Source organism: Arthrobacter sp. TmtSoilC51, assembly GCF_055388015.1.
The window spans coordinates 1,841,614-1,858,075 of sequence record NZ_AP035877.1 but is presented as its reverse complement, the minus strand read 5'-3'; the positions used below and the strand labels follow the sequence as shown (position 1 = coordinate 1,858,075).

The 16,462-nt window shown below is 61.8% G+C and carries 11 protein-coding genes; 4 read left to right on the top strand and 7 right to left on the bottom strand.

From position 1 onward, the window contains the following. Window positions 1-2: 2 nt before the first annotated feature. On the bottom strand, window positions 3-1,169 hold the full coding sequence (gene argJ, locus ACZ5G6_RS08485; RefSeq protein WP_223936617.1) for a bifunctional glutamate N-acetyltransferase/amino-acid acetyltransferase ArgJ: 1,167 nt from the start codon (window positions 1,167-1,169) through the stop codon (window positions 3-5). Then, window positions 1,166-2,197: an N-acetyl-gamma-glutamyl-phosphate reductase gene (gene argC / locus ACZ5G6_RS08480; RefSeq protein ID WP_223936616.1), complete on the bottom strand. Its 1,032-nt coding sequence runs from the start codon at window positions 2,195-2,197 to the stop codon at window positions 1,166-1,168. Before argC ends, argJ begins: the two co-directional genes overlap by 4 nt. Window positions 2,198-2,395: 198 nt before the next feature. Here argC and ACZ5G6_RS08475 point away from each other — a divergent pair, with 198 nt between their 5' ends. The 4 genes from ACZ5G6_RS08475 (at window position 2,396) to ACZ5G6_RS08460 (ending at window position 9,978) form a co-directional block, all read left to right on the top strand. Continuing rightward, window positions 2,396-3,484 (top strand): fatty acid desaturase family protein, encoded by a 1,089-nt coding sequence (locus ACZ5G6_RS08475; protein WP_223936615.1) that lies wholly within the window; start codon window positions 2,396-2,398, stop codon window positions 3,482-3,484. Between the two features lie 85 nt (window positions 3,485-3,569). Continuing rightward, window positions 3,570-4,535: a quinone oxidoreductase family protein gene (locus ACZ5G6_RS08470; protein ID WP_223936614.1), complete on the top strand. Its 966-nt coding sequence runs from the start codon at window positions 3,570-3,572 to the stop codon at window positions 4,533-4,535. 165 nt (window positions 4,536-4,700) lie between these two features. Further along, the gene (locus ACZ5G6_RS08465; RefSeq protein WP_498691813.1) at window positions 4,701-8,624 is read left to right on the top strand and encodes a Pls/PosA family non-ribosomal peptide synthetase; all 3,924 of its coding nucleotides are present in this window, start codon (window positions 4,701-4,703) and stop codon (window positions 8,622-8,624) included. A gap of 13 nt (window positions 8,625-8,637) precedes the next feature. Further along, complete coding sequence (locus tag ACZ5G6_RS08460; RefSeq protein WP_223936613.1) at window positions 8,638-9,978, top strand: M1 family metallopeptidase; 1,341 nt, start codon at window positions 8,638-8,640, stop codon at window positions 9,976-9,978. Here ACZ5G6_RS08460 and ACZ5G6_RS08455 read toward each other — a convergent pair. The 5 genes from ACZ5G6_RS08455 to pheT all read right to left on the bottom strand — a co-directional run bounded on the left by ACZ5G6_RS08455 (window position 9,975) and on the right by pheT (window position 16,461). Continuing rightward, window positions 9,975-10,628, bottom strand: a complete 654-nt coding sequence (locus ACZ5G6_RS08455) for a 4'-phosphopantetheinyl transferase family protein (protein WP_498691811.1) — start codon at window positions 10,626-10,628, stop codon at window positions 9,975-9,977. The genes ACZ5G6_RS08460 and ACZ5G6_RS08455 overlap by 4 nt on opposite strands. Beyond that, complete coding sequence (locus ACZ5G6_RS08450; protein WP_223936612.1) at window positions 10,628-11,269, bottom strand: ABC transporter ATP-binding protein; 642 nt, start codon at window positions 11,267-11,269, stop codon at window positions 10,628-10,630. The genes ACZ5G6_RS08455 and ACZ5G6_RS08450 overlap by 1 nt, the downstream gene beginning before the upstream one ends. A 5-nt stretch (window positions 11,270-11,274) precedes the next feature. Continuing rightward, window positions 11,275-13,236, bottom strand: coding sequence for a bacteriocin-associated integral membrane family protein (locus ACZ5G6_RS08445; RefSeq protein WP_223936611.1), 1,962 nt, complete (start codon window positions 13,234-13,236; stop codon window positions 11,275-11,277). A 64-nt stretch (window positions 13,237-13,300) separates the two neighbouring features. Further along, window positions 13,301-13,474 carry a lactococcin 972 family bacteriocin gene (locus ACZ5G6_RS08440; protein WP_498690735.1) on the bottom strand — a complete coding sequence of 58 codons (174 nt, stop codon included), beginning with the start codon at window positions 13,472-13,474 and terminating at the stop codon, window positions 13,301-13,303. A 443-nt stretch (window positions 13,475-13,917) separates the two neighbouring features. Further along, a complete protein-coding gene (pheT, locus tag ACZ5G6_RS08435; RefSeq protein WP_223936609.1) occupies window positions 13,918-16,461 on the bottom strand; it encodes a phenylalanine--tRNA ligase subunit beta in 2,544 nt (847 codons plus the stop codon). Window position 16,462: the final 1 nt, after the last annotated feature.

Sequence of the window (16,462 nt, the reverse complement as noted above, 5' to 3'; positions counted from 1 at the left end):
GCTCAGCTCGAGTAAGCGCTGTTCTCATGCACGTAGTCGTGCGTGAGGTCATTGGTCCAGATGGTTGCCTCGGCGTCGCCGGCCTGCAGGTCGATGTCGACGAGCACTTCACGCGGTTCCAGGTCCACCAGGTTGCGGTCATCGCCGATGCTGCCGTTGCGGCAGATCTGCACGCCGTTCATGGAGACGTTGAGCTGGTCAGCTTCGAACACGGCATCCGTGGTACCCACTGCCGAGAGCACCCGGCCCCAGTTGGGATCCTTGCCGAAGATCGCCGCCTTGAAGAGGTTGGAGCGGGCAACAGCGCGGCTGACGATCTCTGCGTCGCGTTCGCTGGCTGCGTTGAACGTACGGATGGCGATGTCGTGGCTGGCGCCCTCGGCATCGCCGATGAGCTTACGGGCCAACTCGGCGCAGACCTTCGTGATGGCCTCGCTCAGCTGCTCCGCAGAGGGCAGCGCTTCGGAGGCACCCGAGGCCATCAGCACCACGGTGTCGTTGGTGGACATGCAACCGTCAGAGTCTGCGCGATCAAACGTGACACGCGTGGCATCGCGGAGGACGACGTCGAGTTCATCCGCCGGAACCTCGGCGTCGGTTGTGAGGACTACCAGCATCGTGGCGAGGCCGGGTGCCAGCATGCCGGCACCCTTTGCGATGCCACCAACGGTGAATTGCTTGCCTTCAGCATCGGTTCCAGTGAAGACGGCTTCCTTGGAGACGCTGTCCGTGGTCATGATCGCCGTGGCTGCGGCTGCGCCGCCGTCCTCGGACAGCTCCCGGAACGCGGCTTCGACACCCGGAAGGATCTTGTCCATGGGCAACTGCTCGCCTATGAGGCCAGTGGAACAAACCACGACGTCGGAAGCTGAGACGCCCAGCACGTCCGCCACCTTCTCGGCCGTGGCGTGGGTGTTCTGGAATCCCTGCGGACCGGTGCAGGCGTTGGCACCGCCGGAGTTCAGGATTACGGCGTCCACACGTCCATCGCTGACCACCTGGCGGGACCAATGGACGGGCGCGGCAGCCACTCGGTTGGACGTGAAAACGGCAGCAGCAGCCTTAAGCGGACCGTCATTGACCACGAGGGCCAGGTCCGGGTTGCCGGAGGCCTTGATGCCGGCCTTGACGCCTGCAGCGCGGAATCCCTTGGGGGCGGTAATGGTCACGGTGCAACTCCCTGGAGGTTCAGGCCGGCGGTTTCGTCCAGGCCGAGGGCAATGTTCATGGACTGCACGGCTCCGCCTGCGGTCCCCTTGGTGAGGTTGTCGATGGCGCACGTGACAATGACGCGGCCGGTGTGCTGGTCGAAGGCCAACTGCATGACTGCGTGGTTGGAACCCTGCACTGACTTGGTGGTAGGCCACTGGCCCTCGGGAAGGAGGTGGACGAACGGCTCGTCGTCATAGGCTTCCGTCCAGGCCTGGCGCAGTTCCGCGTAAGTAACTCCGTGCCCGACTTTTGCCGTGGCCGTGGTGAGGATGCCGCGGCCCATGGGAGCCAGGGTCGGCGTGAACGAAACGGTGACCGGCTCACCCGCGGCGTTGGAGAGTCCCTGCTCGATTTCCGGCGTGTGGCGATGACCGCCGCCAACACCGTACGGACTCATGGAACCCATGACTTCGGAGCCGATCAGGTTGACCTTTGCTGCCTTGCCAGCCCCAGAGGTACCTGACGCTGAGACAATCACGACGTCGTCCGTCAGCAGGAGATTGCTGGCGAAGCCTGGCGTCAAGGCAAGCAGGGCCGACGTCGGGTAGCAGCCGGGAACGGCGATACGTTTGGCGCCTTTGAGGGCGTCGCGCTGGCCCGGCAGCTCGGGCAGGCCGTACGGCCACGTCCCGGCGTGGGCCGAGCCGTAGAACTTTTCCCACGCAGCGGCGTCCTGCAGGCGGTGGTCCGCACCGGCGTCGATGACTACTGTGCCTTCCGGCAATTGCGCAGCGATCTCGGCAGAGGCGCCATGCGGGAGGGCCAGGAACACGACATCATGCCCGGACAGGTTCTCCACGGTGGTGTCTTCCAAAATCCGGCTGGCCAAACCGTGGAGATGCGGCTGCAACTCCCCTAGTCTTGTACCGGCGTTGCTGTGCGCAGTGATCGCACCGATAGTGACGTTCGGATGGCCTGAAAGCAGGCGCAGCACTTCTCCCCCGGCGTAGCCGCTGGCACCGGAGACGGCAACAGAAATAGTCATAGCTCCACTGTACAGCAAAACTATTCATGGTTGCCGATATTTATGCATGCCGTCTTCTGGCAAGTGCTGCTGTCTTCTGGCAGGTGCACGGCGTCACATCGGTTAGTGCGGACAGCGTATGCTTAGTGGAGGGTGATCCAGACCGTGCAGTCCGAACGTCGGCTGCAGCGTTGCCCGTTAGCGATACGGGGCACATATATGGCACCCACGTCCACCACTGAGCGCCCCAAGACACGCGCAATTCAGCCAAACCCCGTTGTTCAAAGCTATTCGGAGCTCCTTAAGAGCGTGAAGGCTGCCGGGCTCCTTGAACGGCGCAGCGGGTTCTACATCTGGCTCTTCGTAGCCCTCATGATCCTTATGGCCGCCACCTGGACAGGCTTCGCCCTCTTGGGTGATTCCTGGTTCCAGCTCCTGATCGCTGCCGCCGTGGGTATCTTCTGCACTCAGTTGAGCTTCCTTGCCCATGAGGCCGGACACAAGCAGATCTTCGCTTCCCGTCGTGCCAACGATTGGTCCGCGCGCCTTCTGGCCACAGGAATCGCGGGCATCAGCTACTCCTGGTGGGAGCAAAAGCACGGTGCCCACCACAACCATCCCAACGTCATTTCCAAGGATCCTGACATCCGGAACAATGCTCTGGTGTTTTACGAAGATGCAGCCGCGGAACGCAAGGGGCGCCTGGCCTTCCTGACCAAGAAGCAGGGCTGGTTCTTCTTCCCGCTCCTGATGCTTCTTGGCCTGAGCCTGCAATTCGATTCTCTTCGCTTTGTCTTCGGCAAGCAGAAGGTACGCCACCGCTGGGTGGAGACGCCTATCCTGGTTGCCCGTCTTACAGCACTTCCGGTCCTCGCCTTCACCTTCCTGCCCATCGGTATGGCGTTTGCGTTCCTCGGCGTCCAGATCATGGTCTACGGCTTCTACATGGGTGCTTCGTTTGCCCCCAACCACAAGGGCATGCCAGTCCTTCCCAAGGACAGCCGCGTGGACTTCCTCAACCGCCAGATCCTGACCTCGCGCAATATTTCCGGTGGCCTCTTCATGGACTTCCTCCTGGGTGGGCTCAACCGTCAAGTGGAGCACCACTTGTTCCCGGACATGGCTCGCCCCCATTTGTACAAGGCCACAAAAATCGTGCGCGAGTTCTGCGCCAAACACTCCATTACTTACACCGAAACCTCGCTGATTCAGTCCTACGGCATCGTGGTCAGGTACCTGAATGAAGTTGGCCTGGCAGCCGGACGTGGCTTCGACTGCCCCGTCGCTTCGACGCACGGACGCTTCTAGGCCTCCCCTACCCAAGGCGGCATCCTTCATAGGATGGATCCTGGAACCGGGCACCGGAAGGACCGCCCCGGAGTAAGGAGCCACCATGACGCACGCCATCGTTGCACAGCAACCCGGAGGACCCGAGGTCCTCGAATACACCTCCGTGGAGCCACCTGCACCAGGTCCCGGGCAGCTGCTGATCAAGGTCGCAGCTGCCGGGGTCAATTTCATTGAGACGTACCAGCGCCGAGGCACTTACAAGGTTGACTACCCCTTCACCCCAGGCGCGGAAGCCGCCGGAACGATCGAAGCAATCGGTGAGGGCGTGGAGGACTTCGCCGTCGGTGACAGGATTGCCACGGCCGAAGGCTCCAAGACCTACGCCGACTACACGCTGGTGGACGCCTCGAAGGCGCTCCCCGTACCGGCCGGCGTCGATGATCACACCGCAGCCGCCCTGCCGCTGCAGGGTATCACCGCCCACTACCTGATGAACTCCTCCTTCCGCGTGGAACCCGGGCACACGGTGCTGCTGCACGCGGGAGCCGGGGGTGTGGGACTGCTGCTGACCCAACTGTTGAAGGCGCGCGGGGCTCGGGTCATCACGACGGTTTCTTCCGACGAAAAGGCCGACCTCTCCAAGCTCGCCGGCGCCGACGAAGTCTTGCGCTATGAAGGCTTCGCGGACAAGGTCCGCGAACTCACCGATGGCGAGGGCGTCAATGTGGTGTATGACGGCGTAGGCAAGGATACGTTCGACGACTCCCTGCGAAGCCTGCGCATCAGGGGTGCCATGGTCCTCTTCGGCGCAGCCTCAGGCCCTGTCCCCCCGTTCGATCCCCAACGCCTGAACTCCGGCGGGTCCCTGTCGTTGACCCGCCCCACGATGGGCCATTTCGTCCAGAACACGCACGAGCGGCGTTGGCGTTCAGCTGAGATCTTCGAGGCCGCGGCGAACGGTACGCTGGCGGTTCGCGTCGGCGCTACCTACTCCTTGGCCGAAGCGGCGCAGGCGCACCGGGACCTTGAAGGACGCCTCACCACGGGGAAGGTCCTCCTGCTTCCCTGATCAGCCTGCTTCACTGATGGAGCTGCTATGTCCAGCAAGCTGTGACGGCAAAGCGAACACTCGTGCAACAAACCGTGACGGGCAGGAAACGTCAGACACCTTTTGTTCACTTTCCTGCGAAAAGCTGACCCCGTGAGCACAGAACACTCTGCCGTGGCCGGGAACATGCATGCCTTGGCCACCTACCGCCCCCAATTTCCGGGGGCGTCTGCAGCACCGGCCCAGCGGACCCTGGTGGATATCCTCGAAGCGACCGCGGCAGCTTTTCCGGAATCCTCCGCACTGGACGATGGCCGGAAGTCACTGAGCTACACCGAACTGCTTGCAGCAGTCCGCACGTTCGCGCGGGAGCTGAATATCGCTGGCCTTGGCCGAGGGCAGAGGATCGGCGTCCGCATCCCGTCGGGTACCAATGAGCTCTACATCGCCATCCTGGGGATTCTCGTGGCCGGAGCTGCCTATGTTCCGGTCGATGCGGACGACCCCGATGAGCGCGCCCGGTTGGTCTTCGGCGAAGCCAAAGTCGGAGCCGTGGTTGGTGCAGGCCTGGCCATTGAGCTCGTTGGCGTGGGACGGCAGGCTGTGGCTGCGCCGGGAAAACCCGGGCTGGATGACGACTCGTGGATCATCTTCACCTCCGGATCCACGGGCACGCCGAAGGGCGTAGCCGTCAAGCACCGCTCCTCCGCCGCTTTCGTGGACGCCGAAGCCCGTCTCTTCCAGCAGGCCGATCCGATCGGCCCGAAGGACAGGGTTCTGGCCGGCCTATCGGTTGCGTTCGACGCTTCCTGCGAAGAGATGTGGCTGGCCTGGCGGCATGGTGCCTGCCTGGTACCGGCTCCACGCGCCCTTGTACGGACCGGCATGGATCTGGGCCCATGGCTCATCAACCACGGCATCACCGTTGTTTCCACAGTGCCCACCCTCGCTGCTTTGTGGCCAGTCGAAGCCCTCGAGAATGTGCGTCTCCTCATCTTTGGTGGGGAGGCCTGCCCGCCTGAACTCGCCGAACGGCTCGCCGTCGAGGGCCGTGAAGTCTGGAACACCTACGGGCCTACCGAGGCCACTGTTGTCGCCTGTGCGGCTCCCTTGGGCGGACCCGGTCCCGTTCGAATCGGGCTGCCGCTGGACGGCTGGGACCTCGCCGTCGTCGACTCCGCCGGCGTTCCGGTGGCCGAAGGCGATATTGGGGAATTAATCATCGGCGGAGTGGGACTGGCCCGATACCTGGATCCAGGCAAGGACGCTGAGAAGTATGCAGCCATGCCGACCCTGGGCTGGGAACGCGCCTACCGGTCCGGGGACCTTGTGCGCTTCGAGGCCGAGGGGCTGGTCTTCATCGGGAGGGCCGACGAACAGGTCAAACTGGGTGGGCGACGGATCGAACTGGGCGAAATTGATGCCGCGCTGCAGTCCCTTCCTGGAGTGGCAGGTGCTGCGGCCGCTGTGCAAACGACGGCGGCAGGTAACCAAATCCTGGTGGGGTACTTGGCTCCTGCAGATAGCGTCGAGCTAAACCTCGGGGAAGTCCGTGGGATACTGGGCGAAAGCCTTCCGGCGGCGTTGATCCCCTTGCTTACCATTGTGGATTCGCTGCCCACCAAGACCAGTGGAAAAGTGGATCGACATGCTCTCCCGTGGCCGCTTGCCGGAGCTGGCGCCATGGAGGCTGGCAACGCACCACTGAATCTGCCAGATGATGCCCGCTGGATAGTGGAGCAATGGGAGTCGGTCCTCGGCAGCCCGGTGGGCTCCCTCGACGCGGACTTCTTCGCGTACGGCGGAGGCTCGTTGGCAGCAGCACAGCTTGTCTCCGCCTTGCGTCTTCGCTACCCCCTCATCACCGTGGCGGACATCTACGCCACGCCGCGGATCGGTGCACTGATAGACACTGCCCGGCAGTCGCTTCCCGACGGCGGCATGCCCGGTCCCGCTGCGGAGCGCACCGTACGGCCCACTGCGTTCAAGTCGCAGATCTTCCAGATCCTCATGGGGGTACCACTGCACATCCTGGTAGGCATGCGGTGGTTGACCTACCTCATGGCTGCCAACCAGCTGCTGGCCGATTTCGGTGGATTCACCGCGGCCCCCGTTGTTTCCTGGTGGTGGATCGCGGCGTCCTGGCTGGTCTTTGTCAGTCCGCTGGGCCGCATGGCGATCTCGGTGGTGGCTGCCCGAATCCTCTTGGGCAAGGTCGGGCCAGGAACATATCCGCGATCCGGCAAAACGCACCTAAGGCTTTGGCTGGCTGAGCAAATACAGGACCTCTCCGGTGCTATTGGCCTGGCCAGCGCACCGTTCGTTCCCTATTATGCACGTGCCCTCGGCGCAAAGATCGGCCGGGATGTCCACCTGCACTCTTTGCCGCCGGTAACCGGCCTGCTGTCCTTGGGAAGTGGCGCCAATATAGAGCCCGAAGTGGACCTCTCTGGCTGGTGGGTGGACGGCGACTCAGTCCACATCGGCCAAATACATGTTGGAGCAGGAGCAGTGGTGGGATCCAGAAGCACCCTTATGCCCGGAGCCACCATCGGCGCTGGGGCGCACGTCGAAGCAGGGTCTGCAGTGCTGGGCAAGGTGAAGGCTGGGCACCTCGTGGCTGGCTCCCCGGCAGGACGCCTCGGAAAAGCAAAACACGACTGGCCGGAGCCCAGTAGCCGACGCCCCATCGTGGCCCGCTTGTGGTTCTCGGCATTCGCCACCGGCTCCGCGGTTCTGGCCTTGATCCCTTATGTGTCCGCCTTCGCCGGTGCTTTGGTCATCCTCGCTTTTGTCCGTGGGCATGGGTCTCTCGGAGAAGCCTTGCCGCAGATCACCATGGCGTTGCCGCTTGCCGCCCTCGCATGGTTCTTCAGCAACCTCATCCTGATCCTGGTTGTTACCCGGCTTCTAGGCTTGGGACTCAAGGAAGGCTACTACCGGGTCCGAAGCCGCATTGGCTGGCAAGTTTGGGCCACCGAGCGGTTGCTGGACATGGCGAGGGATCTGCTCTTCCCCATCTACGCGAGCCTCTTCACTCCAGTGTGGCTACGCCTGCTGGGGGCCAAAGTGGGCAAGAACGTAGAGGCATCAACTGTGCTGTTGGTGCCCAGGATGACGACGATCGGCGATGGAGCTTTCCTCGCCGACGACACCATGGTGGCCTCCTACGAGCTCGGCGGCGGCTGGATGAAGATCGCGCCAGCCAAGATCGGGAAACGCTCGTTCCTGGGCAACTCGGGTATGACGGCGGCTGGCCGCAACGTGCCCAAGAACTCGCTCGTCGCCGTGTTGTCCGCTACGCCGGCCAAAGCCAAGTCCGGCACCTCATGGCTCGGCAGCCCACCTGTCAGGCTGCGCCGCACAGCCGTCGACGCCGATCAGAGCCTCACGTTCCAGCCACCCTTGAAGCTGAAGCTGGCCAGGGGTCTCTGGGAATTGTGCCGACTGGTGCCGGTCATCCTCACGGTGGCAATCGGCGTCGGCGTCATGCTGGTTCTCGACGCTATCGCCAGAGGCTGGAGTTACTGGCTGGCCGCACTTCTAGGCGGTGTGGTGGTCCTGGCTGCCGGAGCGGTGGCGGCGTTCAGTTCCATCATTGCCAAGTGGATACTGGTAGGCACCATTCGCGCCGGTGAGCACCCCTTGTGGAGCTCGTTCATTTGGCGCAACGAGGTTGTGGATACGTTCATCGAAATGGTCAGTGCACCGTGGTTCGCCCGTTCGGCCGCAGGAACCCCTGCCTTGGTGTGGTGGCTGAGCGGCCTTGGCGCAAAGATTGGCCATGGAACGTGGTGCGAAAGCTACTGGCTCCCCGAGGCCGATCTCGTAACGCTCGGCGAAAATTCCACGGTCAACCGGGGCTGTGTGGTCCAGACCCATCTTTTCCACGACCGGGTCATGAGCATCGACACCGTGACATTGGGCAACGGCGCAACCATGGGCCCGCACGGTGTCATTCTTCCTGCCGCCAGCATTGGCGACGGCGGCACCGTTGGTCCTGCGTCGTTGGTCATGCGCGGCGAAACGGTGCCGGCAGGCACCTATTGGATGGGAAACCCCGTGAGTCCTTGGGAGGGTCCGGCAGCACCGTCCGTCCGACTCAAGTAGATTGGGGCAGACCATGACGGCACCGATAACTACTACCGCGACCAACGCCGACCCATACACCTTGGACCACGGCAGCACCAGCTACCGCGTGGACAGGTACGAGTTGGACCTCGATGTCAGGCTGGGCAGCAACAAGCTGATCGGCAAAGCGGTGCTGAGTTGCACGGCTTTGGAACCATTGACGCAGATAGTCCTGGACCTGGTGGGCCTGCGGGCATCCAAAATCCAAGTGGATGGCAGGAAGGTCCAAAAGTTCAGCCAACGCGCCGAGCACCTTGTGGTCGCAACTGCGTCTCCCTTGAAGGCGGGCCAGTCCTTCGTCGTGGAGATCCGCTATGATGGCAACCCGCAACCGCGCCGGGGCTTGTGGGGCGAGGTCGGCTGGGAAGAATTGACCGACGGCGTCCTGGTGGCTGGACAGCCCAACGGCGCGGCGTCGTGGTTCCCCTGCAACGATCATCCCCGCAGTAAATCGTCGTTCCGGATCTCCGTGACCACCGATGACAATTACCGGCCTGTTTGCAACGGCCAGCTTGTGTCCCGATCACGAAAATCAAGCCGCGAGACCTGGGTCTACGAGCATTCCGAGCCCATGGCCACCTATCTCGCCACGGTGCAGATCGGCCGTTACAGCATGATTCCCCTCAACCCGGATGATACCCACCACCGCGTGCCCCAGTTCGCCGCGGTTCCGCCCGGCATGGCCGAGGACGCCAGCTGGGGCCTACGACGCCAGCCGGACATGATGCAGACCTTCGAGGACTGCTTCGGCCCCTACCCGTTCTCGGAGTACACGTCGGTGGTGACGGAAGACGTGCTGGAAATCCCCCTTGAGGCCCAGACCGTGTCCATTTTCGGACGCAACCACATGCGTGATGCCTGGGATGCGCAGCGACTGATCGCCCACGAGCTTTCCCACCAATGGTTTGGAAACTCCCTCACTGTCAGCACCTGGAAAGACATTTGGCTGCACGAGGGATTCGCCTGCTACGCCGAATGGTTGTGGTCCGAAGAGTCGGGCACGATGACGGTGGCCGATCGGGCATTGGCAGCGTGGAAAAAGCTCGACGGCGGTCCACAGGACCTGCTGGTTGGTGACCCCGGTCCGGAGCTGATGTTCGACGATCGGGTCTACAAGCGCGGGGCTTTGGCTGTTCATGCGCTGCGTATCGCGGCCGGGGATGAGGCGTTCTTCGGTTTCCTGCAGCATTGGACTGCCGTTAACCGCCACGGCTCAATTTCCACAGCGTCCTTCATCGAAGCGGCCGATTCGTTTATCCCGGGTTTCGACGCCGCCGCTCTGCTGCGCCCCTGGCTCTACGAAGCAACGCTCCCGCCTTTGCCGCAAGGCTAGGAAACCGCCACCGCCGCCACAAACCCCTCCGGCAGTTCCTGGCCGTTTTCGTGGATCCTGGGGATGTCGCAGAGGCCGGGCAGGTCCAGAACATCGAGCTCTGCCGGGTCGCGCCTCAGGCCCTCCCCGGTCATCTTCAACCAGGCTTCCTTGCGCGCCCATAAGCGTGCGCGCTGCACGGTCCATTGATTTTCCGGCATAGTCTTCAGGAAGTGCTTCTCCCCCGGGGTCAAGGCAACATCATCAAAGCCTTCGAACGCCGCTTGATTAGTCGCTTCAAGGTCCACTCCCAGCCGGAGGGCCGGCGTCGGATGCACGACGCCGGCCAGCAGCAACCAGCCCTGGGCTTTGGACGCGCTCAGCGCTAGAGGCGCGGGGGCGCCGTCGAGCATGAAGCCTGGACGTCCGTGGTCCTGGCCGTGACCGCACTGTGGGCAGACGTAGTCAGGCACGAGCCGGGCGGGATCCACGTCGAGGAGCGAAGCGGCCAAATGCCGCAGCGCAACCCGGCCAGCAATGAATTCTTCCCGATCCTTGGAACGGGCGTAATGGAGCGCCCGGTCCTGGGCGGGCCGCCCAAGCTCCTGAAGGCGGGCGCCCGAAATGAGCAGTCCGTTGAGCCTTAGCAGCTCGAACACAGGGCTCTGCATCACGCCCCACCCAGACGGACGAGGTCGTCGCCCGCTGCCATGAGATCCTCATCGTGGGTGGCTACGACGACCGTTGCGCCGCGCCGAGCCTCTTCTATGAGGAAGTTGATCACTAATTCACGATTCTTTCGATCCAACGACGCTGTTGGTTCGTCGGCAAGGACTACATCTGCCCCGCGGAACATCGCTCGGGCCAATCCAACGCGTTGCTTCTCACCACCACTTAGCCTGGCAGTCTGCTCCTTCCCCCGACCCGAAAGCAAGACGTGGTCGAGGACCTGCTCCACGCGATCGAGCTCTGGCTGACGCAGCCCGAAAAGACCCCTACGCCCGACAGTCACGTTGTAGTCAACACTGGCCTCTTCAATGAGCCCGTAGTCCTGAAAAACGAAAGCGACGTGGTCCCGCCAAAACCGGCGGCGCCGGGCATCGTTCCATGTAGTGGCGTCCTGACCGCCTACTAGTACGCTGCCCGTCCCGACTCGACCCAACAGGCCAAGAACATTCAAGAGCGTCGTCTTACCGCTGCCGCTCTTCCCAGCAAGTACGAGCATGCGGCCTGGCTCCGCTTTCACGGAAGCAGAGTTCAAAACGGCCTTTCCATCGATAACAACCGAAACACGGTCGGCGCTTAATTGCATATGATCTATCCTCTTCGTGCGAGTGTCGTGCGGAACGTCGTCGTTGCCGCCCATTGATGCAGGAACCATGCGACGGCAAGGTAGACCAGCGGGGCAAATCCGGAAATCCCAATGCTTGAAGGATCTAGTGCTGCGAACGACAGGGCCATGACGGCGCCGAACAACAAAGAGGCAGTTGCTTCCCACAACAGTCTCGGCAGGAGGATTGAACCCCACGATTTCCCGGCTGTGTGTTGTACGAACCAGCGACGTCGCCGAAGAAGGGCGAAGATCCAAGCGGTTACGCTTACGCACATAACGAGCGCAAGTACAGCGAGAGCGATGGCCCCTGCGCCGAGTTGAGCGTTGCGTTGCTTCGACTGGGCGTCATAAAGACCCAAGTCGGCTATGCGGTCAATCGACAGGACTTCCGCCCCCATGTCCCGCTCCTTCAAGAGCTCGCCCACCTGTCCGGGATCAGTGAATATTACATTTCCGCGACTCACCGCCGATGCCAGGAAGGCGTCATCGAACTGGGCCAAATCATTCACCACGAGGATCAGAGGACGCCGATTTGTGTCCAGGGTTCCTGACATACCACCTGATACGACAATCGGGACGTCGCTGGTGTTGCTGAACAGCTCAACATCTGGTCCTTGTCGGGACGTAGTCCACAGTTTCAGGTTGGGAAGAAGCTGGCGCTGGACCGAATCCGGTAGTTCATCCAGCGACTGCAGGGCACCAATGGGTTTCCAGATTGCTCCAGCGGCCCCGTTAACGGTGTCAAGGTATTGCCGATCAGTGAGGACAATACTATCGAAATCCAAATTCCGGAGGTCAACGGCCGCCAGATCGTCAACCAAATTGACTGTGTCAGAGCTCAACGACATCGAGAACATCGCAGCGTCATGCTTCGCCATGTCTCTGGTTAGGCCAGCGAATGCCGCCTCTTCGGCGTCCCCAAGCCGGTTGGCGATACGTACAGTAACGCTGTCGCCCATGGATTCCCATGTCGCGCCTTGAGATATGGCAGCCGAAGCGTTCGAAACCACGCCGGAAACGGTCGGCAATATGGCGGCAACGATGACCACTGCAACTACTTTCAGCAATTCGCTGATCACCCAGGAACCTCGCTCTGACGGTCGACGGGCTGCAATATCCCGTACAGAAGGAAGGGTGAGCGTCCCAATTAGCAGAGCCAACAAGACAGCAAACACCGCTACGGCGCCGGTAAACAGCCCAAAGGCCGAGATGAAAAACCCAAGACGGCCAAATCCTGTTGTCAGCACGACGACAACTGAGATCAATAAGGTTGCGAGGACAGGTAGCGCCATGGCTCCAAAGAACGAGCGGAGGTCAGTGAGCACAATATGCGATAGTCGCATGCCCGCCATGATCCGCAGCTCCCGGCCGCGCGCGCGCAGCACGTACCACGACATGATCGTGGCACCTAGCAGCAAGATTGCCGCTGACATCGGCACCCAAGCTCCAACAGTTAGAAGAGCATAGGAAAGCAACCCAAGAGGAGTCTTCTCGTTGAGCACCGCTTCGGCTTTGAGATCACTCATGGCCCAGGCCTGAAAGGCTACCGCTTGAGAGTCGCTCGCGTAGAGAGCGTAGACGCCATTCAGCGACGTAATGCCGAGATCGCCTGACTTCATCATCGATCCGCTCATGGTGGGCGAGAACCAGTCGATATCCATATTCTCGATATCCCCTGAGCCGAAGGCGAATGCGACGCGCTTATTCAGAAAATCATCCGGCGCACTCGCTACCCGGATGATGCCTGTACGCGAAGAGTCGGCGTAATCATCCAACCGGTCAATGATTTCCTCGCGGGATAGCGGGCTGCTGTCGAAGCGAATTGATGACACGTAGTCAGCATCGGGTAACCCATCGAGATCTGCCGCAGCTGAATAGACGCCAGCAATCAAAGCAATCAAAGCTGCTATCGCTACAGCGGCAAAGCGGACCAGGATCTTCAACATGATTCCACCCTACGGTCGTGCGCTGCACCGCATTTGCACACGGTGCAGCGCAAGAACACTTTTACTAGCAACCAGTGATGCGGTAATAGGCCCGGTTGTTCTGGAAGCTCGACGTTGCTTGGGAGTTGTTCGACCAAGTTCCAGCAGCCACGTTGGGTGAGGACGAGTAGCCCCAGTCATTCTGTGTTGACGAACCATGACACAGATTTTGCTGGAAGTAATCGGAGAAGAGGTGCACTCCCAGATAGCAGCAGGAAAAGATCAGTATTGGCGTCCATCGTTAGATCACCAGAGACTCCCCGAATGCTTGGTTTGACCTCGCCTCGCGCGACACCCCCAATGTCTGAACTAACCATAGGTGTCATTTAGTAAGGAAACCAGTTAAAAGCGACTTGCAAGACGGAAAATCAATTTAATGTCCATTCGATTTGAGATGACTGCTTAATCCGCTTTAGTGTCACTTAGGGCGAAATCGTGATGCGCCTTTTCAAATATTTCTTAAGGTTTCACAGTTGCTACAACCAGCACGGAAGCAAAGGTTACGTGTCCTGCACAGCCCGATATCTGGAACCTGGCAGCCTTCGACTCAGACCCAGGCATAGTTGCGCCAAAGACAAACCTCGCTAAAGAAAGGATCCCCGGAACCCTCAGGTTCCGGGGATCCCGCTCACAGCGGGTGGATCAGCGCTGGACTGCTCCGAAGCGCTCTGCAGCAACAGCCACGGCGCCAGCGCGGGCCTCCGATGCCTCGTCCGCAGTGAGCGTGCGGTCAGCGGCGCGGAAGCGAAGGCCGAAGGCCAAGGATTTCTTGCCTTCCTCAATGCCAGGACCGACGTAGACATCGAACAACGCTACGTCTTCAAGGAGCTCACCGGCGCCTTCACGCAACGCGGCAAGGACCTCGTCAGCCGGCACGTCCTGCGGAACAACCAGGGCAACATCCTGTGTGGCCACCGGGAATCCGGAGATGTGCTTGGCAACAATGACGTCGGCAGCAGCTTCGAACAGCGCCTCCACGTTGACCTCGAGGGCCACCGAGCGGGCGGGCATGTCATGGGCCGCCAACAGCTTCGGGTGCAGTTCGCCGGCGTAGCCCACCACGTCGCCGGATCGCAGCGCGAGCTGTGCGGCACGTCCGGGATGGAACGCCTGGTGGCTTCCCTGGCTGACTACGAGTTCAACGCCGAGAACATCAGCGATGAGCCGGGCGACATCCAAAGCATCGGCCCAGTCCCATGCACGCGGCGTGTGCGTCGCGGCTGCGGGTGAATCATGGCCAGTCAAAACGGCGGCGATGTGCAGCGGCTGGTGCGGGACGCCGTCGTACAGTGCATCCAGTACCTCGTCGGCCGGCTTGACGCCCAGCGGCGGAATGGAATCCGTGCCCAGCTTGTCGCCAGGGAGGAAGACCGAACCGGCTTCATACAATGCCAGATCGCGGAAGCCGCGTGAGTGATTGCGGCGGGCCACCTCGATCAGGCCCGGCAGGATGGACGTACGGAGGTAACCGTGCTCCTCGCTGATGGGGTTCGCCAGCTTCAGCGCGGGACGCGCCTGGCCCTCAACGGCAACGCCGAAGGTGTCGTTGGCTGCCTTGGCCACGAACGGATAGGACAGGACTTCCGTCAGTCCGGCGTCCGCGAGTGCTTGCACGACGCGGCGCTTCTGCTGCTGGCTGCGGCTCAGGCCACGGCCCGGAGGCGCCACGGGCAGCGTGGCCGGGATGTTGTCATAACCGACCAGACGGGCAATTTCCTCGGAGAGGTCTTCCTTGGTTTCAAGGTCGTTGCGCCAGCTCGGAGCTGTCACCAGATAGCCGGTGGCAGTCTTTTCCACGGCAGCACCAAGATCCACCAGGGATGTGGTGATCTGCTCTTCCGTGAAGTCGATGCCAATCCGGGCGGCAGCGAACTCTGCCGGCAGTTCAATGGTGACGGCGTCAGGAGCGGTTCCGACGTCGGTACCGGACTCGTCAGCGGTGCCACCAGCCAGTTCAACCAAGAGGTCCACCACGCGCTGAGCGGCGATATTGGCAACGTGCCAGTCAACGCCGCGCTCGAAACGCTTGGAGGCCTCGGACGGGAGCTTGTGGCGACGACGCGAACGGGCGATCGATACTTCATCGAAGTGTGCCGCTTCCACCAGGATGTTCGTGGTGGCATCCGAAACCTCGGTGTGGGCACCGCCCATCACCCCGGCGATGCCGATGGCTCCGGAGTCATCAGTGATCAGCAGGTCTTCGACGTCGAGCGTGCGCTCTTTGTCATCCAACGTGGTGATCTTCTCCCCCGCAACGGCACGTCGGACCACGATGTCGCCCGCAAGCCTGTCGAGGTCGTAGCAGTGGTTCGGCTGGCCGAGCTCAAGCATGACGTAGTTGGAGATATCAACCGGCAGGGAGATGGAACGGACGCCGGCCAGACGAAGACGCGCGGACATCCACGGCGGGGTGGGACGGGAAGCGTCCACGCCACGCACTGTGCGTGCCACGAAGCGGTCGCAGCCCGGCTTGCCATAGATGGGGGCGTCGTCGTTGAGCTTGACGCCATACCCGCCTTGGAGGCTTGCCGGAGCGTTGACCTTGGAGGCCGGGTCAACGAAGGATGTTCCGGTGGCGTGTGCATACTCGCGTGCCACACCGCGGATGGAGAAGGCGTAGCCGCGGTCCGGGGTCACGTTGATTTCTGCGGCCTGGTCATAGAGACCAAGGAGTTCCATCGCGTCCGTGCCGATTTCCGGATCCAGCCCGATCCTTGAGAGGACCAGGATTCCATCATGGTCCTCGCCGATACCCAGTTCGCGGACGGAAGCGATCATGCCCGCAGACAGGTGGCCGTAGGTCTTCCGCGCCGAGATCTTGAAGTTTCCCGGCAGCACAGCCCCGGGAAGCGTGACAACAACTTTGTCGCCTTCCACGAAGTTGTGGGCGCCGCAAATGATGCCCTGCACGCCGGAGGGATCGATTCCCTCGCCAGTCAGGGTCTGTTCCTGCCCTTCAGGGACAACACGGACCTGGCACCAGTTGATGGTCTTGCCATTGGACTGCGGTTCCTTGACCAAGCTCAGCACCTGGCCCACCACAATCGGGCCCTTGAGTTCATCCGTGGGACGGTGGACTTCTTCTTCTTCGAAACCGACCTTGACGAGGTCAGCCATGACGTCTTCGGCCGTAGCATCGGCCGGAACCTGCGCGAACTCACGCAGCCAGGAAAGTGGGATACGCACT

What these genes read in the sequence shown, in the direction of transcription:
- argC (WP_223936616.1), bottom strand. Translation starts at nt 2,197, where the DNA reads ATGACTATTTCTGTTGCCGTCTCCGGTGCCAGCGGCTACGCCGGGGGA.
- ACZ5G6_RS08450 (WP_223936612.1), bottom strand. Translation starts at nt 11,269, where the DNA reads ATGCAATTAAGCGCCGACCGTGTTTCGGTTGTTATCGATGGAAAGGCC.
- ACZ5G6_RS08445 (WP_223936611.1), bottom strand. Translation starts at nt 13,236, where the DNA reads ATGTTGAAGATCCTGGTCCGCTTTGCCGCTGTAGCGATAGCAGCTTTG.
- ACZ5G6_RS08475 (WP_223936615.1), top strand. Translation starts at nt 2,396, where the DNA reads ATGGCACCCACGTCCACCACTGAGCGCCCCAAGACACGCGCAATTCAG.
- ACZ5G6_RS08455 (WP_498691811.1), bottom strand. Translation starts at nt 10,628, where the DNA reads ATGCAGAGCCCTGTGTTCGAGCTGCTAAGGCTCAACGGACTGCTCATT.
- ACZ5G6_RS08460 (WP_223936613.1), top strand. Translation starts at nt 8,638, where the DNA reads ATGACGGCACCGATAACTACTACCGCGACCAACGCCGACCCATACACC.
- ACZ5G6_RS08465 (WP_498691813.1), top strand. Translation starts at nt 4,701, where the DNA reads ATGCATGCCTTGGCCACCTACCGCCCCCAATTTCCGGGGGCGTCTGCA.
- ACZ5G6_RS08470 (WP_223936614.1), top strand. Translation starts at nt 3,570, where the DNA reads ATGACGCACGCCATCGTTGCACAGCAACCCGGAGGACCCGAGGTCCTC.